This is a genomic window from Clostridium thailandense, assembly GCF_019207025.1.
Taxonomy (GTDB): Bacteria; Bacillota; Clostridia; order Clostridiales; family Clostridiaceae; genus Clostridium_AM; species Clostridium_AM thailandense.
Genome location: NZ_JAEEGC010000026.1, coordinates 64,503 through 89,371, shown reverse-complemented (window position 1 = coordinate 89,371; position 24,869 = coordinate 64,503). Strand labels below are relative to the sequence as shown.

The window sequence follows — 24,869 nt, the reverse complement described above, 5'->3', positions numbered from 1 at the left end:
ATATTTCCATAATAATATAAACACTATCATTTACTGTAATTATAAAAATGATAGTGTTTATATTGTGTAAGTATAAGTTCTTTCTAACGGCTATATTTTTTGAACAAATCATCAAGTGCTTCTCTCAGGAGAAATGCTTCAGTTCTATCAGTTGCTTTAGAAAGTCTGGAAAGTCTATCTAACTGAGTTTTAGTGAAATAATTTGATTTTAAAACCATACTTTCTGCTTCAGAAAGACATACTCTATTTTTACCTAATTCTTTGGCTCTAAATAAAGCACTATCAGCAACTCTAAAAAGTTCGACTACATTTTTAGCATCTCTTGGGTAACTTGCTACTCCAAAACTTAAAGTAAAATAAATATTTTCTGTTTTATCACCATTATTTATAACAAAAGTATTATCAGATAAATATCTTCTTATTTCTTCTAGTTCCATAAAACTTCTTTCAGCACCTTTTTTTACAAGCAATATATTAAATTCATCACCGTTTCTACACACTATATCAATAGAAGATAGATTATTGTTTAATATGGAAATAAATTTTCTTATTACTTCATCACCAACTGATTCACCATATAAGTTATTTAAATTCTTAAAATCATCGACATCAGCTACCACTATACTAAAGGGACCATCGTTATTTGATATAAGTCCTTCCATTTTTTGTATCAATTCTTTTTTTGAAACAAGTTTTTCATCCATAAGAGACCTCCATAAAATATAATTATTGAGTTTTGAATTTTGACTCATAGCTATTTGCCATTGATAACAAAGATTCAGTTACTTTAGAAGCTCCACAATTATCAGTTAGAACAATGAGATAATCGCCAGGACAAATTAAAGTATTACCTTTTGGAATGATTTCTTTTTCACCACGTTTAACAGCTACTAAAAGACAGTTATTAGGCCATTCAATTTCTTTTATACATTTACCATCTAGCAGTGATCCCATGTATACAGCAATTTCTAATATAGCTTTTGTTTTATCATCTTTAATAGTTTTATTATTAGTATTGTGCATTAAAAATCTATCAAGCAAGGATTCATAAATAGGTTCTGATTTTAAAAGATCTGCAGTAATATAGGCAATGATAGATATAAGAGCTAAAGGGAGCAGATGATTAAATGACCCTGTCATCTCTGTAATTAAAATGCTTCCAGTAATAGGTGCTCTAACAACAGCAGTAAAATATCCAGCCATCGCCAGAATTACAAAATTGCTTATATAAATGCTATTAAAATGAAATATGGTTACTAATATAGTTCCATATAATGTTCCTATTAATGCTCCTACAGTAAGTAAGGGTAAAAATATTCCACCAGGAGCACCTGAACCGTAGCTTACCATAGTAAATAAAAACTTTGCTACTAATAATACTACAAGTATTTTTATATGAAAATTATTTTTAACCAATGACATTATAAGAGTATGTCCACCCCCTAATACTTGAGGTAATAAAAGTCCAAGTGGTACTGAAAGTATTAAGGGAACAATAGGTTTAAATTCAGCGGGAAGCCACTTTTGCATTGAATATATATCTTGGGTTTTCATAATGGTTTTATTAAATACTACTCCTAAAATTCCAACTAAAACTCCTAATATAGCTATGTAAAAATAATAATTTAAAGTTAGTGTTGTTAAATTTTTAAAATCAAATACTGGTTCTAAACCGAAAAATCCACTAGATACAAAATCAGCTGACAGTGCTGCTGACAACGCAGAAAGTAAAACTAGTGGAGAAAAGTTTTTATGAGTTTCCTCTAATGAAAACATTGCACCAGCTAAAGGAGCATTAAAGGCAGCTGCAAGACCAGCACTAGCTCCACTTGTAATAAGAAATTTTTCTTCTAATTTCAATCTGTTAAAAACTCTGCTAACCCCCAAACCTACTGCGGCGCCTAATTGAACTGATGGGCCTTCTCTGCCAAGTGAAAGTCCAGAGCCTATAGATAATACTCCACCTACAAACTTACCTATAATGACTTTTAGCCAATTCATATGGAGTTTTCTCAAAAGTACACCTTCTACTTGAGGAATTCCACTACCACTAATCATTGGTTCTTTTTTTACTAGTAATCCAACTATATAACCTATAATTGCTAAAGTGACAATCCAAAATGGGATAAGCCAATATTTTTGAGATAACACTATATAAAGACCATCTATTACATACAATGATTTTTCTAGTAGATATCTGTATAAGACAACAATAAACCCTGTCAATATACCTACTATAATACCTTCTATTATAAGTTTGAATTTAAAGGTATTCCAGTGAGATAAAGTATTATAAGTAGCGTTATCATCACTTTCTATCATTTATTTATTCCTCCATTCCTTTATTCTTACTATGATTTATAAATTTCAATTTGTAAAAGCAACACAGAGTTACTTCATTATATTTATATGACCACAATATATAATATTAACACTTGTATATATGCATGTCAATATATGTCGATATATATATTATCACATATATATGTTGACATATATATGTGATAATGATATGTTTATATATACAGGTAATGCCCCCGGTAAAAGTTAATAAATGTTTAAAGCGCTGAATCAATTTGAGCGGGAGAACCAATTTTTGGGGTGAGTCTTGTCTTTAAGACAAGTAGGGTTAGTTTCTTCGACCCGAATCCGTCAGCTAATCTCGTAAGCGTTGAAGAGAAGTTTTTTGGTATGCTTAATATGCTTTATTTGGTATGCCTGTGAATGTTAAGGCTTTGTGTGAGCTGTAGAGACTTCTCTACAGCTTGTTCTTTTTTAGTAAAATTTTAAGGAGGTTTAAGTATGATAAGAGTATGTTTAATTGGTGTTGGTAAAACAGGAAAGGAAATTGCTAAAGTATTGTTAGACCGCAGTGATATAGAGCTTGTGTCAGTTTTTTGCAGTCCTAGTAGTGATAAAGAGGGGAAAGATTTAGGTTGTATAGTTGAAACTAGTGAAACTGGTATTAGAATAGAAAGCACTGATAGATTAGAAGAGAACTTATTAAAATATAAACCTGATGTGGTAGTTGACTTTTCTAGGCCAGAAGCCACTTTGAAAAATGCTGAGATAGTATCGCAAATGAAGATCAATATGGTTATTGGTACTACAGGTTTTAATGAATTAGATTTGAAAAAGATAGAAAATTTGACTCAAGTTAATCATAATGGAATAATCTATGTACCAAATATAACACTTGGGGTTAATGTGATGATGGTTTTAGTAAAGCTGACATCTATTTTATTAAACAATTATGATTTTCATATTTCAGAAATTCATCATAAAAATAAGAAAGACAGTCCATCTGGTACAGCATTAAAGATAGCTAAAGAAATAGAAGAAGGTTTAATATATTCCGGAAGAGATGTTAGCAGTGGGGAAATCCCTATAGCAGCAGTACGAGCTGGTGGTGTAATAAGTAAACATGAAGTATTAATTGTTGGAGAACATGATAGAATTACAATTTCTCATGAATCTTTTTCAAGAAAAATTTTTGCATTAGGTGCAATTCACGCAATAAATTTTTTACAAAATAAAGTAGGCTTTTATGAGATGAGTGATGTCTTATGTTTATCAAAAGTTATAGAAGATTTATATATATCAAAACAGGCAGATGTTATATAAGTAATTTTATATGATTATCATTGCCTTTTAAGGAGGTTTTTAAGTTGAAAAGAAACTATAAAGATATATCACTATGGAGAGAGGTTACAGAAAAACAGTGGAACAGCTGGGAATGGCAGATAGCTAATAGAATAACTACAGTTGAGGAATTAGAAAAAGTAGTAAGGCTTACAGAAGAGGAAAAAAGAGGCATAAAAGCTAGTCTTAAAAAACTTAAGATGGCAATAACTCCTTATTATGCAACATTAATTGATGTTAATGATTATAATTGTCCAATTAGAAGACAGGCAATTCCTACTATTGAGGAAACAAAGATATCTAAATATGACAGCAGTGATCCGCTGCATGAGACGCTTGATTCCCCAGTCCCCGGACTTACTCATAGATATCCAGATAGAGTATTACTTCTTGTTACTGAACGATGCTCGATGTATTGCAGACATTGTACAAGGAGGAGATTCGCGGGGCATGAGGACAGCTCATTATCAGATATTAATATTTTAAAAGCCGTTGAATATATTAAGAAGCATAAAGAAGTACGGGATGTATTGATATCAGGTGGAGATGCGCTGTGTATTTCAGATAAAAAACTTGATTTCATATTAAAGAAACTTAGGGAAATAGATCATGTTGAGGTTATAAGAATTGGAACAAGAGTACCTGTTGTAATGCCTCAAAGAATAACTAGCGAACTTTGTAATATTATCAAAAAGTATCATCCAGTTTGGATTAATACTCACTTCAATCATCCAAAGGAAATAACTGAGGAATCAATGTTAGCATGTAAGATGCTTGCCGACGCTGGAGTTCCGCTAGGAAACCAGTCTGTGTTGTTAAAAAACATTAATGATTGCCCATATATCATGAGAGTTCTCGTACATGAGTTAGTTAAGAATAGAGTAAGGCCGTATTATATATATCAATGTGACTTATCTGAGGGAATTGAACACTTTAGAACAACAGTTTCTACTGGTATTGAAATCATAGAACTTTTGCGCGGCCATACATCAGGATTTGCAGTTCCTACTTTTGTAGTTGATGCACCAGGAGGTGGAGGAAAAATACCTATAAATCCTCAATATTTAATATCTCAATCTCCTGAGAAAATAGTTTTAAGGAACTATGAAGGTGTATTATGCACCTATACTGAACCATCTGATAAAACGCATGAGTGCAAAAACTGTGGAATGTGTGCAAAGTTTAAGAATGATGAATATAAAGGCTTAGAAAAACTTTTTAGAGATGAAAGAGTTTGCTTAACGCCAAGAAGCAACGTTAGAATAAAAAGGAGGGAACATCTCAATGAATATAGAGCACTGTAAATTAAATAATGATAACTACCACACTAAAATAGATCAATCAAAAATATATGTTGACTATACCAATAGCCGTATTAAAATAATTGAATTTCATAATATATCTGCTCAAAATATAAGAAGAATAGTGCATTTTGCAGCAAAGCAACATTTAGGTAAAGTTATTTGCAATTGTGATAACGAAGCATATGTAAGTTTTCTTGAAGCAGGTTTTCATCTAGAAGGTAAAATAGATGGGTATTTTAAAGGAGAAGATGCATTTTGTATGTCTTATTTTATTGACAGTAGCAGAAAGCTCTATAGAAATAGAGATAAAGAAAATATATTTTTAATGAAAAGTTTAAATGTAGGAAATACTTTTGTGTATAGTGAAAATAACTTTAAATATGAGATAAGAACCGCAAACGAAAATGACATAAAGGGCATGATAGAGCTATTCTATAATGTGTTTTTCACATATCCTTCTCCTGTTTATGATGAAGAATATTTAAGAAAGACTATGAATAAAAACATTTTATATAAAGTAGCTATTGATGACGGTAAAGTAATTGGCGTTGCCTCTGCCGATATTGATGAAGAAAATTTAAATGCTGAGATGACTGACTGTGCAACTTATCCGCAATATAGAGGTCAAGGTATATTATCTAATATTATTTACTTTTTAGAAGCGGAGCTTAGAAATAGAAGATTGATTACTTTGTATAGTTTATCCAGAGCGGTAAATCCAGGTATTAATATTGTATTAAGTAAACATGGTTATAAATTTAGGGGAAGGTTAATAAATAATTGCAATATATGTGGTGGTTTTGAAAATATGAATATTTGGGTTAAAAACCTTAGTTTTGAAAGAAGTTAAACTTAATGTTATACTAAATACTGTAGTAATAACGGAACCTGGTATACCAGGAAAACAGATATTTAGGAGGTAACGACTTACAAATGAGTGAGCTAAGGGAAAAAGCATTAAAATTTCACAAAGATAATGAGGGGAAGATTGCCCTGCATTGCAAAGTAGCAGTAAAAAATAAGGAAGATTTAACGATGGCATACACTCCAGGTGTTGCAGAACCATGCTTAGAAATTAATAAAAATTATGACACTATCTATGACTACACTTCAAAAGGAAATTGGGTAGCTGTAGTGACAAATGGTACAGCAGTATTAGGACTTGGAGATATAGGAGCAGGAGCTGGACTTCCAGTTATGGAAGGTAAATCAGTTTTATTTAAAGCATTTGCAGGAGTAGATGCCTTTCCAATATGTTTGGATACAAAAGATATAAATAAGATTGTGGAAACCGTAAAGCTTATGGAGCCAACTTTTGGAGGAATAAATCTTGAAGATATAAAGGCTCCAGAGTGTTTTGAAATTGAAAAAAGATTAAAAGAAGAATTAAATATACCTGTATTCCATGATGATCAACATGGAACTGCAATAGTAGTATTAGCTGGATTAATTAATGCGTTAAAGGTTGTAAAGAAAGAACTTAGCCAGGTGAAATTAGTTCTTAACGGAGCTGGTTCTGCAGGAATAGCTATTACAAAGCTTCTATTAAAAGCTGGTTTGAAAAATGTAATTTTAGTAGATCGTAAGGGTATTTTATGTGAAGGTGAAAGCTGGATGAATGAAGCTCAAGCTAATATGGCATCAATTACTAATGGCGGAAAAGTAAAAGGAACTCTAGAAGATGCTATAAAGGGTGCTGATGTGTTCATAGGAGTTTCTGCTCCTGGAGTGCTTACTAAGGAAATGGTAAAAACAATGAATAAGGGTGCAGTAATTTTTGCTATGGCAAATCCTGTACCTGAAATATTCCCAGAAGAAGCAATAGAAGCTGGTGCAGCAGTAGTAGGTACTGGACGTTCTGATTATGCAAATCAGATAAACAATGTTTTGGCTTTTCCAGGTATTTTTAGAGGTGCATTAGATGTACGTGCAAAGGAAATAAATGAAGATATGAAAGTAGCAGCAGCATATGCTATAGCAGGGCTTATAAGCGAAGAGGAAGTAAAAACTGACTATATTATTCCACAAGCTTTTGATTTAAGAATAGCACCAAAGGTAGCTGCTTATGTAGCAAGAGCAGCAATAGATACTGGTGTTGCTAGAAAAACTGATATTACACCAGAAATGGTAGAAGAACACACAAAAAAATTATTAGGAATTTAATATAAAAAAACCGCAGGATAGAAAAATTCTGCGGTTTTTATTGCACAAATATTGAGTGAGATTCATAAAATATACAGATATGAATAATTATGGAGTGATTTTGTGGACTTTAGAAATTCAAAGATAGAAAAATTTTTCTCTATACTTTTACCTTTTGGAGCAGAAATTATCACATATTTAAAGCAGTCAGTAAGGCTTGGTGATTTAGATGGAGATGGTAAGTTTGAAGCTGTAGTAGCATATACGTTTATGGGAAAACAATATTTGAGTATTTTTAAAAAGCAAGGATATTACTGGTACAACATAGGACATACTCCAGGAAAAATCTACAGGATATATGATTTTCACTTAAGAGATTGTACGGGAGATGGCAAGAAAGATATCATCGTAAAGTGGAAAATTGATGATATGTGGTATGAGTTAAATGTATGGACATGGATGGATGGAACATTAAAAAAAGTTGTAAATAAAAAAGAACCATTCAATGTGCCAAGAAAGAAAATAGAGTTATATCCAGCATCTAGGAGAGAGATAGAAGGAGTAAGATATGGATATATTGATTCTAGTGGAAAATTAATAATTCCAATTAAATTTGATTCTGCAGAAGATTTTCAAGAAAATGGGTTAGCTATAGTAAGAATAAATGATAAGGCTGGTGCAATAGATGAATTTGGAAACTATGTAATACAGCCTAAATACTCAGACATCCAAGGATTTAAAGAAAAGAGAGCCATTGTTACAGATAATCAAAAGTATAAAGTCATTGATGAAAGCGGAAAAGAGTTATTTGAAAATGATAACTTCATATCTGAATTTTATAATGGAAGAGCATTATTTTCAATAGTAGAAAAAGGCGATCAGTGGAAGTATGGATATATTAATTTACAAGGTAAAGTAGTAGTGCCTCCACAATTTTTATCAGCTGGAAACTTTAGTAACGGAAGAGCGGTAGTACAACTAGAAAATGAAAAATATGGAGTTATCGATTTAAACGGTAAAATTTTAAAGACTTTTCCGTATGAACAGGTGACGGATATAAGTGAAGGAAGATTATTTTTTAAAGAAAAGATTGATGGAAAGTTTGGATTGATGGATGAAAATGGACAAATAATAGTTGCTCCTAAATATGGATCAGTAGAAAGTTTTAAAAATGGAACTGCTATAGTAGGTGAAGGGGACACCATAATAAAATTTGGAGTTATTAATAGAAATGGAGAGTATACTATTCAGCCTAAGTATAATAGAATTGACTTCTTAGGCGAAGACAGATTTGCTGTAGGAATCCCTATTAAGGATGAGGCTAATTATATGCCATCTAAGTATGCTATTTCAGATAGTAAAGGCAAAGTTTTAACAGGGTTTATCTATTATGGTGTATCAGAATATAAAAATAATTTAGCATCTGTTTATGATAATAAATTTACTTATTTTATTGATAAGCAAGGAAAAAGAGTAGATAGCTTACCTAAAGTTGAGGGTTCTGGAACTTTGACTTTGTTAGACAATATAATTAAAGCTAATGTGGATTATAGACTTTCCTATTATGATAAAGCAGGTAAACTTATTTGGAGACAGAATACTGAGGTTCCACTTAACAATGGTTACATCCTAAATGAAGAAAAATATAAACCTAATAGGGACTATCTTGTATACTATCCTCAGCTTAGCGGAGCCAAAGACAAAAATAAGGAGAGGATAATAAATGATGAGCTTAAGAAACTTTCTAATCTAAAGGATGTAGGCAGTGAACAGTTGGATTATTCCTATCTTGGAGGGTTTGATATTACCTTTTATAAAAAAGATTTGTTAGTGTTAGAGCTTTGGGGATATAATTATCCATTTGGTGCAGCGCATGGTATGCCTACTCAAATTTATGTTCATATTAATTTGAAAAATGGAGATTTTTACGAACTTAAAGATTTATTTAAAAAGAACAGCAATTATGTAAAAAGGTTAAGTGACATAATACAAAAACAGATAGATAAAAAGGGAGAAGAATTAGGAATTTGGAAGGATCAATACGAAGGAATTAAGCCTAACCAACCATTTTATGTAACGGAAGATGCGCTGCATATTTATTTTGATCCTTATGAAATTGCTCCATATTCATCTGGATTTGTTACTTTCGATATTCCATTTACTGAGATTATGGATATCATAGATACCAAAGGCGGCTTTTGGAGGGCTTTTCATTAAAGGATAGGGGAATAAACAATTCCTCCTATATAGACAAACACCACCGAAAGTAAACTTATGCTCCGGTAGATGTTACCAAGCTTCAGTACTATAAAAACTTTTAATCATTCTAAAGCTCAGTATTTAGAAAATCTAAGAAACTTTTATAAACTCGTACCTCAAACATATAAAAGCCTCTAAGATTTTCTAAAATACTTCGCTAAGAATGATAAAAAAGTTTTTATATGTTCTTTCAGCTTTGGTAACATCTACCTGCGTATAAGTTTACTTTCTGGTGCTGTTCTCTATAGATCGTTAACTTTAAAGATTAACCTATTCAAGTACCAACTTGTCATTTTTGTATTTTATATGTGTTAAAAACACTGCTTCTTTCAATAAATATATCCCGGAGCATAAGTTAAGTGTCGGCCGTGTTTATTTATAACTATTAGAGATTTAGTTATAAATATAGAGGATATCTATAAGAGCTTATAGAATTAGTAAAAACAAATACTTTGCTTCCAGTTATTAAGGAAAGAGAGGAGGTATTTTCAAAAGAGGAAAAGTAGATACTATTACAGAGCAGAATTTGTTTTGAGTTTAGAGAGAATATCAAAGAAAAGTATATGCTGGACAAAGGAAGTATTTTGAAATAATGCATTTTAAAGTTATAGGAGAATTACTATGGAAAAGCAATATGTTATTGGAGTAGATTTAGGTGGTACAAAGATTAGCACCGCTCTTGCAGAATTAAATGGAAATATATTAAGTGAAAATACTATTCCTACCAACGCTAAATATGGAGAAGAAGCGGTATTATCACGAATAATTTATGCTATTGAGAGAATATTAGAAGTTACAGGTAAGAAAGTTGATGAAATAAAGGCTATTGGAATAGGATCACCAGGTCCGTTAGATTCCAAAAAAGGAGTAATAATAGAGACTCCAAATATACCTTTTAAAAATTTTCAACTTGTTAGGCCTATAGAAGATAGATTTGAAATACCTACATATTTAGAAAATGATGCCAATGCTGCTGCTATAGGTGAATTTATGTTTGGAGCAGGTAAAAATACAAGAAATATGGTATATATTACTGTAAGCACTGGTATTGGTGCTGGTGCTATTGTGGAAGGAAGAATTTATCGAGGAAACACCTGCAATGCATTAGAATTGGGACATAGTACTATATTGCCAGATGGACCAAGATGTAACTGTGGAAATTATGGATGTTTGGAAGTACTTTCATCGGGTACAGCTATTGCTAGAGTTGCTAATGAACATCTTAAAGCTGGAGCAGATAGTTCCTTGAAAAACTATGAGGTCGTGACTTCTTATGAGGTTTTTCAAGAAGCTAAAAAAGGCGACAAGTTATCCTTGGATGTGCTAAATAAATGTCTTCAATATCTTGGAATAGGTATAGCAAACATCATAACTATTATGGACCCAGAAGTAGTAGTTTTAGGAGGGGGCGTGTCCTTGGCGGGGGATATAGTCTTTGATAGAGTTAACAAAGTAGTCGGCGAAAGATGTTTTAAGGTTTTAAGAGAAAACTGTAGAGTTGTTCCTGCAGCTCTGGGTAAGCAATCTGGTGTAGTAGGATCTGTTGCTTTAGCTATAATGGAAAGTTTAGAAGATAAGTAAACTTTAACATGAAATATAAGTCATAATAACATATTAATGGATTAATGAAAATTACCTCTAAGATAGTTGGAGGTAATTTTTTTACATTAATGTGAACATTTTCTCGTCCTTATTTATCTAATAGATGTAAAAAACTTTAGCTAAGGTGAATACACCATGAATAGGAGGCAATGCAGTGGAGGTAGCTTCAAGGATGAAAGTTAATGAAGATAAAACGCAGGATGTAAGGCTAGCTAAATTGCCTGTTTTAAGTAAACAAGGGAAATATAAGCTATATGACAAGGATTGTGGAAAGGTATATGAACTTAGAGAAGATGCAAAGGTTACAGTCAACATTAGATAGAGAGTTGAATATGATATAGAAATGTTATTTTGGGAGGAACCAGTATAACATGTATTCTATAAAATTTGAAAATTTATATTTTGAAAAAGTATGGGGAGGAAGAGACTTAGAACTATTTAGAGACAACCTACCGGATGGGAATATAGGAGAGAGCTGGGATGTGGCATGTCATAAAAACGGTATGAGTGTTGTAGCTAATGGTGAATTTAAGGGTAAGAGATTAGATGAATTGATTAAAGAGAAAGGAGAAGAATTACTAGGAACAAAAGTTGATAAAACAGCATTTCCACTTTTGATTAAACTAATAAATTCAAAGGAAAGTTTATCTGTTCAGGTACATCCTAATGATAGTTATGCAAAGAGAGTAGAAGGCGAGAGTGGAAAAACAGAGGTATGGTATGTTGTTGAAGCTTTTGAAGGTGCAAATTTAGTGGTTGGAACAAAGGAAGGATGTAGAAAAGAACAGTTTAAGAAAGCTATTGAAGAAGGAAAACTTGAAAATTATATGAATAGAATTTCTGTAAAAAAAGGTGATGTATATTTTGTTGAAAGTGGGTTAATTCATTCAATTGGAGAAGGTGTTATAATAGCAGAAATACAGCAAAACAGTGATACCACTTATAGAGTATATGATTATAACAGAGGAAGGAAACTTCATATTCAAAAAGCTTTAGATGTTGTTAATCTTGAGTTAAAGGGAGAGAGAAATGTTGGCAAAAAGATTGGTTATAATGGTTATAACAAGATAAAGTACTGCACTTGTGAAAAATTCATATTAGAAATGTATGATATTTATGATAAAGTGAAAGAAAGTAGTGACAAGGAAAGGTTTTATATCTTTACATGTGTAGATGGCGAAGGCAAAATCGTAAGTTCAGGAGTCAGTGAAGCTATAAAAAAAGGAGATAGTTTTTTAATTCCAGCAGCTCTTGGGGAATATGAGATTAAAGGAAAGCTAAAAGTATTGAAGAGCTATGTGCCAAACTTATAGATACCTACGGCCGATGATTAACTTAATTCATCTGCAATTATTCTAATTAATGCTTAAATTAAAATAAAAAGGTAATAGTTGAGGTATATCGGAGAAAATATTTCAGATACTAATAATAGAATACTTAATAACTATAGGCCAGCAGTATTCATTAAAAAAGCAGGAGGTAGTAATTGTGGATAATAAATCAAAAGTAGTAAAAGTTAAAAAAAATAATGATGGGGATATTACTGACATAATGCTAGAGAATGGTAATATTTATTCAATTGATGAGGCAATTATGATGGTTAAAGACGATTTAATTGAAGGAGTGAATGTAGGCAAGGCAAGAAACGGAAGAGAGTATTTAAGAAGTAATCCTAATGATAATGAGGGTGACAACTTAGATAACATGCCAACATTTTAATAAAAGAAGACTTATTTCAAGTTGAACAAATAGTAGCCTAAAATAGAAGGTCGTGTACAAAAAGTGGATAGTACTTTTTATACACGACTTGGTCTATATTTGTATCTGAGTTCCAGTTTTCATATATTGAATTTTGTCCCCTAAAAAGTACTTTAATTTTTTATAGGATTTTTCACCTGTACAATGTCCGGTATATACTTCATTTATATTTTTACTTATAATTTTATCTACCAGTAAATCAATCTCTTCTTTTGAGGGGCCAATGGCATCTATAGCAGGTATTTTAACTAAGTGAAAGCCGCCTATTAAGGCTCTAATATGAGCATGTGGAAAAAAACTATTAACAGATTCTATCATATTGACAGTGCCGTTATGAGAGCAGCCAGTAAACATACATATAGCTTCATTTTCTTTTATAACCATAATTAATTCATGATCGAAGCTATCTTTGACAAGCCTATTTCCATCTTTTACAAACAAATATTTGTTTCCATCTGGAATTTTATAATGCTTATTTATATCAGTGATGATAAAAATATCTTTTACTATTTCGGTAAAGCTATCCACATACTCTATTCTATTAGAATGCTTTTCAAATATATTTCTACTTATACTAATATTTTTTTTAAAAAGTAAAAACCCTGTAAAATATTTCTCTTGTACCTTTCTTTTCATATATATTTTAGCCTTACTATTTATCTTTAAAAAAGCTAAAAGCCCTCCGCCATGATCAGTATGTCCATGGGAAAGAACTACTAGATCCACGTCTTTTAAGTTAATTCCTAATTTTTCGGCATTTTTGATAAAGTTATCACTTTTGCCAGTATCGAAAAGTATACGTGTATCATCTTTTTCTATGTAAAGAGATAACCCATGTTCATTTATTAAATCTCTTGCATCGTCCTTATTATTTTCTATAAGAATTGTTATTTTCATTAACTTCACCTTCTCAGCATTTATAACATGAATTAATCATATTACAAGTTTTATCTAAACACAAATAGATATTTGGGAACTTAGCTAATAGGCATTTACTATTATTTAAGAAGTGGTAATATAAAATGAGGATATTATTTGTTTAGAGGTGGTAAATTTGTATCAAGAGGAAAGAATGCAGCTTATATTAGAGTATTTAAATAAAAATAGAAGAATAAGTGTAGAAGAAATATGTAAACTTTATAAAGTTTCAAGGGACACTGCACGAAGAGACTTGGTAAACTTAGAGAAACAAGGGTCCATTGTCAGAACTCATGGAGGTGCAATACTTCCAATAACAAATGAGGAAGTAAAAAATTACTCTGAAAGGCTTCTTTCTAATGTAGAAGAAAAACATAAAATAGCAAGATTAGCATCTTCTCTTATTAAAGAAAGAGATACTGTAATTTTAGATACTTCAACAACAGTTCAGGCATGTGCAGAATTACTTGAAGATAAAGTTTGCAATGTAATAACCAGTTCAATAAATGTAGCAGATATACTTTCTCAAAAGTCTAATATAAAAATTTTTCTTCTCGGAGGAAAATTAAACAATAAAGATAGGTATTTATATGGAACTGCTACTATAAATATGTTGTCATATTATTTTGCTGATAAAGCTATTTTAGGAGCACTGGCTGTGTCTGCTAATGGAATTACTGTTGCTGATGATGAAGATGCAGCAGTGATGAGAAAAATGGTAGAGCAATCAAAAGAGTCTATAGTCTTAGTGGATCATAAAAAGTTTAATAAGATATCAGGCTTTAAGGTGTGTGATCTTTCAAGTATAAGCCTAATAATTACAGATGCATATCCAGAAGAAGAATTCATGAAGATTCTAGAAAAAAATAATGTAAATTTAGTTATAGTTGAATAATAAGAGCATATAAAAAAGTTTTTATATGTGCCTTCGGCTTTGGTAACATCTCCCCGCGTATAAATTTACTTTCTGGTGCGGGTATATATATTGGACTGCTTTGGAATATTCCAATTGGTAGTTTTAATCTAGGAGAAAAGTGATATTATTATATCTAATGGTACCGTAACATTTATGAAACTTCAGAAAGAGTGGTTTAAATGCGCATTTCCATAGAAAAAAACTCAACTATACCAATTTATATACAAATAAAAAACCAAATACGAGAAATGATTTATAAAGGTGTAATGACAAAGGACTTCCTACTTCCGCCAGAGAGAAAGCTTGCAAAAACTCTCGGAGTAAGTAGAAGCACAGTTGTTAAAGCTTATGAAGAATTGAAAGCATTAGGTCTTGTAGAATCTCACATGGGAAAAGGAACTAGAGTTATTATTCAAAGTTGCAGTGAAGGTTCTAAAAAAGAAAGGAAAGTAATACCTTTGTCTTGGTATCAATTTTTTGGTTCCAATATAGCTATATTAAATGAACATACAATTATGGACATTATGAATGCATTAGGATGTAGAAATGTAATATCTTTTGCAGCAGGCATAGCTGATCCGGAACTGTACCCTGTAGATAATATAACTAAGATACAGGATAAACTATGGAAGATGTCTGGAAAAGATATGCTTATTCATAGTCCTATTGAGGGATATTATCCATTTAGAGAGAGCATAAGTGAATTATTAAGAGCTAAAGATATAATGGTTGCACCTAAAGAAGTAATGATACTTTCAGGTTCACAGCAAGGAATAGATTTTTCAGCAAGAGCTTTTATAAGTCCAGGAGATGTAGTTATTGTAGAAGAACCAACTTTTATGGGAGCTATTCAACTTTTTAAGTTGTCAGGAGCAAAAGTTGTAGGAGTGCCAATGGATGAAGAGGGAATGCAGTTAGATATATTAGAAATATTGCTCAATAAATATAAACCTAAGTTTATATATACTTTGCCTACCTTTCAAAATCCATCCGGTACAGTTATGAGTTTAAAGAGGAGATATGGACTTTTAGAACTTTCTTATAAATATCAGGTACCCATAATAGAAGATGATCCCTATGGAGAGATTAGATATGAGGGTGTACCTATACCGACCTTAAAAGCTCTTGATAAGCATAATTATGTTATTTATTTATCAACTTTCTCAAAAGCTATGTTTTCAGGCATGAGAATAGGCTGGGTAGCTGCATCAACCCAGGTAATTAAAAAGTTTTCTATGATAAAACAGATGACAGACCTTCATGCAAATGCACCAGCTCAATATCTGCTGGATAGCTTTTTACGTGAAGGATTTTATGAAAGTCATATAAAATTGATTTGCAAAAATTATTCAAAGAAAAGGGATGTTATGATTAAAGCGCTTAAAAAAGATGAAAATCAATGTATTAAATTCAATATTCCAGAGGGTGGATATTATATATGGGGTAAGCTGCCTAAAGGGATTTCACAGCGTGAATTATTTGAGAAGGCATCAAGCAAAGGAGTAATATATGCTCCTGGGAATGTATTTTATCCAGAAGAAAATGATGGAGAAGGCTACATTAGGTTAAACTTTACCTTTGAAAGCATTAAAAATATAAATGAAGGTATAAGTAAATTGGTAGAAGCTGTAAAAGAAACAATAGAAAAAAGCGCTTATTCATTTGAAGATGCAGAATGTTTTAAAATGCCTATAGTATAATTTTATAAATGCTTTAGGTATACAAACAGGATTTTATATTATGAGGCAGCTGTAGGTTAGTTTATCTATAAAAACTAATAAAAACAGAGTTATCCTTGCAAATTTTAATACGCTAAATTTTTAAAATTTTATTAAGGGGGAATTCGTAAATGAAAAATAGATTTTCTAAAAGAAATAATTATGTTAAAGCTTCAGAAATACGCGAAATATTAAAGGTTACAGAAAGACCAGAAATAATATCTTTTGCTGGAGGGTTACCAGCACCAGAGCATTTTCCTATAGAAGAACTAAAAAAAGTATGTGAAGATATTTTAAATAATAATGGACAAGCAGCTCTTCAATATAGCACTACTGAAGGCTATGTACCTTTAAGGGAGGCTATCTGTCAGAGAATGAAAAACTTAGAAGTGGAAACTTCTCTAGAAAACGTAATAATAACTACAGGATCACAGCAGGCACTAGATCTTTCAGGTAAAGTGTTTATTGATGAAGGTGATACTATAATATGTGAAAGCCCAACTTATCTTGCGGCAATTAATGCCTTTAATGCATATATGCCAAATTTTCAAGAGGTTCCTATGGATGAAGAAGGCATGATTATGGAGGAACTTGAAAAAACATTAACTAGCAATCCTAATGCAAAATTTATTTATACTATACCAGATTTTCAAAATCCTACAGGAAGAACTATGAGTTTAAATAGAAGAAAAAAATTAATAGAATTAGCAAATAAATTTGACATAGTTATAATAGAGGATAATCCTTATGGAGAAGTAAGATTTTCAGGGGAAAAGTTGCCGCCTTTAAAGCATTTTGACACAGAAGGAAGGGTAATTTATTTAAGTACCTTTTCAAAAATATTTGCTCCAGGTTTAAGAATAGGATGGATATGTGCAGATAATAGTTTTATAGAGAAGTATGTACCATTTAAACAAAGTATGGATTTGCATACTAATATATTTGCACAAATTATGACAGCAAGATACATGGAAATGTTTGATATAGAGGCTCATATATCTGAAATTAGAGAAACCTATAAGCATAGAAGAGAATTAATGATAAAGTGTATTAAAGAAGAGTTCCCGGAAAGTACAAAATACACTTTACCAGACGGCGGACTATTTATATGGGTAGAACTTCCGAAAAACATTGATACCAATGAAGTTTTTAAGTTGGCAATAGAGAATAATGTAGCCTTTGTATCTGGTGAATCTTTCTTTCCAAATGGTAATAATAAAAATTCTTTTAGATTAAACTATTCCAATATGCCAGATGAGAGGATTATAGAGGGAATTAAAAGGTTAGGAAAAGTACTTAAAGAATTTTAATATAATATATTTTCCTTAGATAAAAAGATTGTAAAAAATACAATAATCCTGTTATACTACAATATGATAAAAGTAATCCTAGAAAATTTATATAATTGAGTAATAATTCTAAAATTATTAAATATTACTAAAAAATAAAATCAAGGGATTCTTAATTAAAATATACTTGTAGAAAACAGGAGTTAACGAATGAAGAAATTCAAAAAGGTATACATTGAAATAACGAACATATGTAATTTAAGCTGTAATTTTTGCCCTAAAACAGAGAGAAAGTTAAAATTTATGGATGAGAAATCTTTTGAACATATAGTGAAATCTGTAAAACTTTATACAGATCATATATATTTTCATTTGATGGGGGAACCTCTTTTGCACTCTAACTTAGGTAGATTTCTAGAAATAAGCCATGATAATAGGCTAAAGGTTAACATAACCACTAATGGAACTTTAATAAATAGTGTTAAGGATATTTTAATTTCATCATCTATATTGAGACAAGTTAATATATCACTTAGTAGCTTTGAAGCAAATGATAAAGCTGAAGATTTAAATGGGTATATAGATAATATAGTAGATTTCATATTAGAGGCAAATGAAAAAAGTAATATTATTTGCTCTATTAGATTATGGAATATGGATAGTGCCTTGCTAAAGGGAAGTAATAAAGCAAATAAAGATATATTAAATATGTTAGAAACTAAGCTAAAACTAGACTTTAAATTAAGTGAAAAGCTTCAAGAATCTCATAGTGTAAAGCTAAGAAACAATGTGTATTTAAATATGGCAGAAAAATTTGAGTGGCCTGATATTAACAAAATTAATACAGATGATAAAGTATTTTGTTATGGATTAAGGGATCAAATGGGAATATTAGTAGATGGAACTGTAGTCCCTTGCTGTTTAGATAGTGAAAGTAATATAGCATTAGGAAATATATTCGAAACTCCCATAGACAAAATATTGGCTTCAGAAAGAGCAAAAAATTTATATGATGGATTTTCAAGAAGACGTGCTGTAGAAGAGTTATGCAAAAGGTGTGCATATGTAAAAAGATACAGCTAATAGGAAAATCAAAGGTGTTTTCTAAATAAAGGGACTGCCGTACTTACCTAAGTGCGACGGCCCCCTTATTTATAGAGAAACTTAAAATTGAAACCAACATTCTTTTAAATCCTTTATGGCATTTGTTATGTCTTCTATTTCTATTCCAGCAAAACCTATGAAAATAACTGGCAAGGAATTTGTGGGAGGATTTATCCAGTTAACTAAAGTAGGATTTACTTTAATACCAGCTTTCAAAGCTTTATCAACCAGTTCTTGTTCACTTATTTTTGTATTAACTTTAAGCAATATATGAAGACCGGAATCGGAACCAATAATAGTTACACTCTTTGCTAAATGCTCTGTTATAGAACTTATTAGTATCTCCTGTTTTTTCTTATACAATACTCTTAATTTTCTTAAATGTTTCTCCCAATGACCTTCTTTCATGAAAATTTCAAGAGATTTTTGTAGCAATCTAGGTACAGGTTGTTCATAAATTTTATATTGTTTTTCATAAATATCGAGAAGTGCTTCTGGAAGTACTAGATAGCTTATTCTCATTGATGGCATTAGTGATTTTGAAAAGCTTCCAAGGTATATAACTCTGTTTATCTTATCAAGTCCCTGTAATGATGGAATAGGCCTTCCTTTGTACCTGAACTCTCCATCATAATCATCTTCTATTATGAGTCCATCCTTCTCTTCAGCCCATTGAAGTAGTTTTAGTCTTTTTGATATAGGCATAACCATACCATAAGGATATTGATGAGAGGGAGTAACATATACAATTTGAGATATACTTTTATACAAAGATCCAATATCTATACCGTCTATTTCTAAGTTAATAGGAGTGATATTAAAGTTAAAATGTTTAAATACAGCTTTTGCACCTAAATAGCTAGGTTCTTCAAAAGCTATAGATGTATGAATATTTGAAAGTATGTGAGCTAATAAAGTTAAGGATTGTTGGGTTCCTGAAGATATTACTATTTGATTTGGTGAACAAGTAACTCCTCTAGAATGATGAATATATTTGGAAATTTCGTGTCTTAAACCATAATCACCTTTATGATCACCATATAAAAGCAGTTCCTTAGAATATTCATTTACGCAGTTTTCTAATATTTTCCTAAACTTAGTGTAGGGAAAGGACGTTAAATCAATTTGGCCACTACTAAAATCATACCTTACTATTGGTTCGTAAATATTATTAACTTTTTCTTTATATGAGTTTAAATTGATACTTTTTAAGTAGTTAAATTCATTGTCCAGTCTTTCTACATATAGACCAGAACGGTTTTTAGATTTCACGTAGCCTTCAGCAATTAACTGTTCATAGGCGGATTCAATTGTATTTTTGCTAAGCTTTAAATCTTTAGCCAAGCTTCTTATAGATGGAAGCTTACTTTCAGAGGGGATTTTTCCAGACAAAATTTCATCTTTAATGTATTTATAAATCTGTATATACAAAGGAATTTTTTCTTTATAATTTAAATGCGGCAATAATTCTAACACTTTTACCTCCTTAGATTTATATAATCTGTCATCATTAAAATAAGTATAACTGTCACTTTATATAAAGACAATAGATTCTTATAATAACTATAATGAAACTGTATTAAAAGGAGTTGTAAAAAATTATGGATAATGAATTTAATAAGATTACAGAAAATTTGAACTTTTATAGAAACACAACACCAAATGAACTTATAGAGGAATATGGAAGTCCACTTTATGTATATAATGAAGGAATTCTAAGAGAAAGATGCAGGGAAATGAGAAATCTTTTAAAGTATGATAGATTTTCTGTTAGTTTTTCTGCAAAGGCAAATAGCAATTTTCATATATTAAAAATTGTAAGAGAAGAAGGTCTTAATGTAGATGCTATGTCTCCTGGGGAAATATATGTTCAGCTTGAGGCTGGATTTAAACCGGAGCAAATTTTCTTTATCCCCAATAATGTGTCTGCTGAAGAATTCAAATATGCTATAGAAAAAGGAGTTACTATAAGTGTAGATTCTCTTTCGCAACTAGAGCTTTTTGGAAAAATAAATGGAGGTGGTTCAGTAGCGATTAGATTTAATCCAGGGGTTGGTGTAGGACATAATGAAAAAGTAGTTACAGCAGGGAAAAAGACTAAATTTGGTGTGGATCCACAATATATTAATGAGGTTAAAGAGATTGTCAATAAGTATAAATTAAAACTTATAGGCATAAATCAGCATATAGGCTCCCTCTTCATGGAAAAAAGTACCTATTTAGAAAGTGTGAAAGCTTTACTTTCTATTGCTGAAAACTTTGAAGAACTTGAGTTTATTGATATGGGAGGTGGCTTCGGTATACCATATAAAAAGCAGAAGAATCAGCAAAGATTAGATTTAGAAGCTGTAGGAAAGGAACTTGACTCTATAATATATAATTGGACTAAAAAGCATGGAAAAGAACTTGAATTTAAAATAGAACCAGGAAGATATATACCTGCAGAATGTTGTGTGCTTTTAGGGACAGTACATGCTATAAAAATGAATTATGATAGAAAATATGTGGGTACAGATTTAGGATTTAATGTTCTTGCAAGGCCTGTCATATACAATTCACATCATGATATTGAAGTATATAAAAAGAATGATAATTTAACTAGTGAAAGTGAAGAGGTTACTATAGTAGGGAATATATGTGAAAGTGGAGATATACTATCTGAAAATATAATTTTACCACAAATACAAGAAGGGGATATTGTGGGTGTACTAGATGCAGGGGCCTATGGTTATGTAATGAGTTCTAATTATAATAATAGACTTAGACCTGCGGAGGTTCTTATCAAAGAAAATGGAGAAATAAAAGTTATTAGAAGGAGAGATAATTTAGAAGATCTTATGAGAAATTATTTTTAGAAGTATTTGAAATGTAGATATCTATAGATAAACACACCAGAAAGTAGACTTATATACCGGAGTGTAAGTCTACTTTCGGTAGTATTTATCTAATCCTTCCGTTACGCCTAAAAGGTTACGCCGGAGTGGATTGAGCTTTTAATTTATTCATAAATTTGTTAATAAAATGAGCTACTCCATTAAGATCATTTGAAACAGAAACATGTCTGCAGATTTCTTTTATGGCAGCATCAGCATTTCCCATAGCTACACTTATTTTTGCTTTTTTAAACATAGATATATCATTATAGTTATCTCCAATTGCTCCAACATCACTTAGAGGAATTCCTAAATAATCAGCTAAATATTCCAAAGAATTACCTTTAGAAGCATCTTTATTAGTTAATTCGAAATTATACTCATGTGAAATTACCATAGATAATTCTTTGAAATTTTTATAATAATCCCTACCACAATTAAGCTTGTCTTTGTCAAGGGAAATAGCTGTTATACTGCAAAAATCTAAATTTGATTTTAAAATATCATCTTTACACTTTACAAATTTGAGACCTTCCTGAGCAAACACTAAATTTGATACATCATTGATAAGGTCTTCGCCAAGAAAAGGATTATTTATTTTTACATTGTCAAAATCCTTTTTTAATAGGCCTTTTGCATTATATGGAAGAAATATATTTTTATCGGTGCATATCTGATAGAAGTATTCATTTTTGTTAAGCCAATTGAACACAAATTCAATAAGCTCTTTATCTATAGTCCAGGCCTTTAGTTTTTTTCCTTCTTTAGAAAAAACCATAGAACCATTGTTTGATATTATATGTGTATTTATATTGGCTTCTTTACACAGATGCAGGGCATCAGAGTAGATCCTTCCAGTAGCAATCGATATCTCCATTCCAGTTTGTTGAGCTAGTTTTAAGGCTTCGGCATTTTCTTTGCTGATTTTATGATTTGAATTTAAAAGAGTTCCATCTAAATCGGTAGCAAAAAGTTTCATTAAACACACCTCTTATTATTAATATATAATTAAATTTGCAATATTTTATCTAGAGTTTTTATGAAAGCTTGATCTTAACAATTATTTATATTTATTAAAAGGGTTTGATAAGCAATGTATTATAGATTAAATTATAATGTTTTATAAGGTTTTTGTCAATGAACTATAAGTTTTTTTCGTTCTTTACAAGTATATATAAGTAAAAAGAATTATATGTATACAAATTGCAGATTATTGTGCTTTAAATGGAATTGTTAAGAAAAATATAGTATAATTTTGAGGGGAAAAAGTTACAGGTTTTTAGGGTTACAATTTTAGAGTAATAATGAGAAAATTATATTTTTTCATAGGTTTATGGTAAAATATAGTATATAGAAAAACTGAGCATAAGTAAGATAAATTCTGTATAGTTAGAGGTGAAAAAATGGTTGTTATAATAACGGTGATAATATCTTTTCTATTTGGATCAATACCAACAGGATACTTAGTTACTAAGAATATGTATGGAATTGATATTAGAACAAAAGGCAGTGGAAATATAGGTTCAACAAATGTAAAAAGGATAGTCGGAAGAAAACCATCGCTTATTACACAAGTAATGGATATTGCAAAAGGTATGATTCCTGTAATTATAGGAATATACATATCAAATACAATGAGCTTGCCTATTCCAAAAGCTGCTTATCTTTCCAGCATTGCAGTAGCAGCAATATTAGGGCATGATTATACTCCATTTCTTGCTTTTAGAGGAGGAAAAGGTGTAAACACAACGCTTGGAGCATTTGTATTTGTTACGCCTATTGCAACATTATCTGGAGTAGCTGTTTATTTTATTTTGCGATTATTCACAGGTATAGTATCAATTAGATCTATCAGCCTTGGCGTAACCATACCTATAGTATGCGCTATAATGAAATTACCTTTGTCAATAACAATAGCTACTACAATAGCGGCTATTTTAATAATAATTAGACATAAGGACAATCTAATTAGACTTATAAAAAAGGAAGAAAAATAATAGGGATTAATATAATTATAGGGTGGTATGGGCGATGAGGTATATAACAAGAGAATTATATGAACAAATTCAATTTGCTTCTTGGATTGAATTTGAGTTAAGTCCCAAAAAAAATTTAAAGAGTTATACTGGAGATAATATTGAAACGTTTTTAAAAAATGAAATAGAAAAAAGAATAAAAGTGATTTTAGAATTACCAAATGAAGTGAAAAAAATATATAGATATGATAATGTTGAAAAAGATTATGAAGATTATATTGATGAAAAGACAAGGCTGTTAAAAAAGTATTTGCCAGATTACATTAAAAAAGATATATGTGATTATAGGCTTTTAGTGTTAAATCTATTATCCAAGGATTTATATGAAAAGCTGCTAAAGTGGAAATCAGAAATAGAGTATACTTGGAGAAGTGCATGTAATGGATATAATAAACAATATAAAGCGATAAAGCAGTATTTACCAAGCAGTATGAAAAGATTTCCGTATTACAAAATGCATGAAGAAAAAATAATATCATTAAACCAACCTTCTGCAGATAAATTGTGTGTCGAATATAAAGATGGAGATTGGGGGAAGGCATATATAAACTTTGAAGGTGTTAAAGTCGTGGAGGTAGAGGGAAATATTGAAGGAAGCAGCTGGTTACATAGTGAAGTTTATCTTTCAAATGAAGGTGAATTTGAATATCAGGTACTACTTGATAATAGTGAATTAAGAGTTGTTGCCAAAGATATATATATATCTTTTGTAAATAACGATTATATAAAGGAAGCTTCAAAATTAGAAAACTATAATGATAGCTTTAATGAAATATTAGAGATTATACGAGGTAAAGCTATAGTGATAGGAAAAGAAAACTTGCTTGAAGAAGAAAGTAAGTTGCTGTTAATTGATACTTTAATTTGTATGCTAAAGCATGATTCCGTTATGCCAAATTATAAAAAGATAAGTAGTGGCTTTGAACAGTTCTTATTTCTAAATTCAAAACATGTTACAGAAACACTTGCTATATTAGAGAAAATTGGAGAAAAGCATGTATCATCAATGTTAACTCAAGCTATAAATATATATAACAGTGATAAGGAGAAATATGTAAAATCAATAGAATTAAAAAAAATAGATAAAGACTTTTTGAGTTACGAGAAAACTAGTGCAAATGAATTGTACGAGCTATTTATTGACTATATGAAAAAGAATCTGAGTAAGTATCACTAAAATATTTTAGTGATACTTACTCAGATTCTTTTTATACAAAATTTATAAACTAAAATCTGATTTTAAAAATTCATTTATAGCTTATTGAACTGATAATAAAAAAAGATCAGCAAATCGCTCATCTAAAATTT

At 30.7% G+C, this 24,869-nt stretch carries 21 protein-coding genes and 1 riboswitch; of the genes, 16 read left to right on the top strand and 5 right to left on the bottom strand.

Translation table 11 applies throughout. The features are described 5' to 3' along the window. Nucleotides 1-83: 83 nt before the first annotated feature. Entirely contained in the window at nucleotides 84-704 is a 621-nt protein-coding gene (locus I6U48_RS06350; protein WP_218319573.1) for a GGDEF domain-containing protein, read from the bottom strand. 22 nt (nucleotides 705-726) lie between these two features. Next, nucleotides 727-2,322, bottom strand: coding sequence for a ClC family H(+)/Cl(-) exchange transporter (locus I6U48_RS06345; protein ID WP_218319572.1), 1,596 nt, complete (start codon nucleotides 2,320-2,322; stop codon nucleotides 727-729). 232 nt (nucleotides 2,323-2,554) lie between these two features. After that, nucleotides 2,555-2,686: riboswitch (cyclic di-AMP (ydaO/yuaA leader) on the top strand. A 116-nt stretch (nucleotides 2,687-2,802) separates the two neighbouring features. Between I6U48_RS06345 and dapB the strand changes: the two genes are divergently transcribed. From dapB to I6U48_RS06300, 9 genes are all read left to right on the top strand, one after another. Beyond that, a complete protein-coding gene (gene dapB, locus I6U48_RS06340; protein ID WP_218319571.1) occupies nucleotides 2,803-3,624 on the top strand; it encodes a 4-hydroxy-tetrahydrodipicolinate reductase in 822 nt (273 codons plus the stop codon). A gap of 44 nt (nucleotides 3,625-3,668) precedes the next feature. Then, nucleotides 3,669-4,946: a lysine 2,3-aminomutase gene (kamA, locus tag I6U48_RS06335; RefSeq protein ID WP_218319570.1), complete on the top strand. Its 1,278-nt coding sequence runs from the start codon at nucleotides 3,669-3,671 to the stop codon at nucleotides 4,944-4,946. Next, nucleotides 4,927-5,796: a putative beta-lysine N-acetyltransferase gene (gene ablB / locus I6U48_RS06330; RefSeq protein WP_218319569.1), complete on the top strand. Its 870-nt coding sequence runs from the start codon at nucleotides 4,927-4,929 to the stop codon at nucleotides 5,794-5,796. Before kamA ends, ablB begins: the two co-directional genes overlap by 20 nt. An 83-nt stretch (nucleotides 5,797-5,879) precedes the next feature. Beyond that, a complete protein-coding gene (locus I6U48_RS06325; protein ID WP_218319568.1) occupies nucleotides 5,880-7,109 on the top strand; it encodes an NAD(P)-dependent malic enzyme in 1,230 nt (409 codons plus the stop codon). 102 nt (nucleotides 7,110-7,211) lie between these two features. After that, nucleotides 7,212-9,305 (top strand): WG repeat-containing protein, encoded by a 2,094-nt coding sequence (locus I6U48_RS06320; protein ID WP_218319567.1) that lies wholly within the window; start codon nucleotides 7,212-7,214, stop codon nucleotides 9,303-9,305. A 663-nt stretch (nucleotides 9,306-9,968) separates the two neighbouring features. Next, on the top strand, nucleotides 9,969-10,928 hold the full coding sequence (locus I6U48_RS06315; RefSeq protein WP_218319566.1) for an ROK family protein: 960 nt from the start codon (nucleotides 9,969-9,971) through the stop codon (nucleotides 10,926-10,928). A 193-nt stretch (nucleotides 10,929-11,121) separates the two neighbouring features. After that, nucleotides 11,122-11,271, top strand: a complete 150-nt coding sequence (locus I6U48_RS06310) for a hypothetical protein (protein WP_218319565.1) — start codon at nucleotides 11,122-11,124, stop codon at nucleotides 11,269-11,271. A 49-nt stretch (nucleotides 11,272-11,320) separates the two neighbouring features. Beyond that, entirely contained in the window at nucleotides 11,321-12,262 is a 942-nt protein-coding gene (locus tag I6U48_RS06305) for a type I phosphomannose isomerase catalytic subunit (protein ID WP_218319564.1), read from the top strand. A gap of 175 nt (nucleotides 12,263-12,437) precedes the next feature. Then, complete coding sequence (locus tag I6U48_RS06300) at nucleotides 12,438-12,668, top strand: DUF3892 domain-containing protein (protein ID WP_218319563.1); 231 nt, start codon at nucleotides 12,438-12,440, stop codon at nucleotides 12,666-12,668. A 93-nt stretch (nucleotides 12,669-12,761) separates the two neighbouring features. Here the strand turns inward: I6U48_RS06300 and I6U48_RS06295 are convergent, their stop codons facing one another. After that, nucleotides 12,762-13,604 carry an MBL fold metallo-hydrolase gene (locus tag I6U48_RS06295; RefSeq protein ID WP_218319562.1) on the bottom strand — a complete coding sequence of 281 codons (843 nt, stop codon included), beginning with the start codon at nucleotides 13,602-13,604 and terminating at the stop codon, nucleotides 12,762-12,764. 157 nt (nucleotides 13,605-13,761) lie between these two features. Here I6U48_RS06295 and I6U48_RS06290 point away from each other — a divergent pair, with 157 nt between their 5' ends. The 4 genes from I6U48_RS06290 (at nucleotide 13,762) to I6U48_RS06275 (ending at nucleotide 18,631) form a co-directional block, all read left to right on the top strand. Beyond that, entirely contained in the window at nucleotides 13,762-14,520 is a 759-nt protein-coding gene (locus I6U48_RS06290) for a DeoR/GlpR family DNA-binding transcription regulator (protein ID WP_218319561.1), read from the top strand. A 200-nt stretch (nucleotides 14,521-14,720) separates the two neighbouring features. After that, on the top strand, nucleotides 14,721-16,241 hold the full coding sequence (gene pdxR / locus I6U48_RS06285) for a MocR-like pyridoxine biosynthesis transcription factor PdxR (RefSeq protein WP_218319560.1): 1,521 nt from the start codon (nucleotides 14,721-14,723) through the stop codon (nucleotides 16,239-16,241). Nucleotides 16,242-16,390: 149 nt separating this feature from the next. Beyond that, nucleotides 16,391-17,569, top strand: a complete 1,179-nt coding sequence (locus tag I6U48_RS06280; protein WP_218319559.1) for an aminotransferase-like domain-containing protein — start codon at nucleotides 16,391-16,393, stop codon at nucleotides 17,567-17,569. A gap of 189 nt (nucleotides 17,570-17,758) precedes the next feature. Continuing rightward, nucleotides 17,759-18,631 carry a radical SAM/SPASM domain-containing protein gene (locus I6U48_RS06275; protein WP_218319558.1) on the top strand — a complete coding sequence of 291 codons (873 nt, stop codon included), beginning with the start codon at nucleotides 17,759-17,761 and terminating at the stop codon, nucleotides 18,629-18,631. An 81-nt stretch (nucleotides 18,632-18,712) separates the two neighbouring features. On the opposite strand, the gene pdxR (I6U48_RS06270) is transcribed toward I6U48_RS06275, so the two are convergent. Beyond that, a complete protein-coding gene (gene pdxR / locus I6U48_RS06270) occupies nucleotides 18,713-20,128 on the bottom strand; it encodes a MocR-like pyridoxine biosynthesis transcription factor PdxR (protein ID WP_218319557.1) in 1,416 nt (471 codons plus the stop codon). Nucleotides 20,129-20,253: 125 nt separating this feature from the next. On the opposite strand from pdxR (I6U48_RS06270), the gene lysA reads away from it, so the two are divergent. After that, nucleotides 20,254-21,507, top strand: coding sequence for a diaminopimelate decarboxylase (gene lysA, locus I6U48_RS06265; RefSeq protein ID WP_218319556.1), 1,254 nt, complete (start codon nucleotides 20,254-20,256; stop codon nucleotides 21,505-21,507). A 115-nt stretch (nucleotides 21,508-21,622) separates the two neighbouring features. Here lysA and I6U48_RS06260 read toward each other — a convergent pair whose 3' ends face one another. Then, nucleotides 21,623-22,504, bottom strand: a complete 882-nt coding sequence (locus tag I6U48_RS06260) for a Cof-type HAD-IIB family hydrolase (RefSeq protein ID WP_218319555.1) — start codon at nucleotides 22,502-22,504, stop codon at nucleotides 21,623-21,625. Nucleotides 22,505-22,928: 424 nt separating this feature from the next. Here I6U48_RS06260 and plsY point away from each other — a divergent pair, with 424 nt between their 5' ends. Both plsY and I6U48_RS06250 read left to right on the top strand, forming a co-directional pair. Then, nucleotides 22,929-23,522 (top strand): glycerol-3-phosphate 1-O-acyltransferase PlsY, encoded by a 594-nt coding sequence (gene plsY, locus I6U48_RS06255; RefSeq protein ID WP_218319554.1) that lies wholly within the window; start codon nucleotides 22,929-22,931, stop codon nucleotides 23,520-23,522. Between the two features lie 34 nt (nucleotides 23,523-23,556). Then, nucleotides 23,557-24,738, top strand: a complete 1,182-nt coding sequence (locus tag I6U48_RS06250) for a DUF4085 family protein (RefSeq protein ID WP_218319553.1) — start codon at nucleotides 23,557-23,559, stop codon at nucleotides 24,736-24,738. The last annotated feature ends 131 nt before the right edge of the window (nucleotides 24,739-24,869 follow it).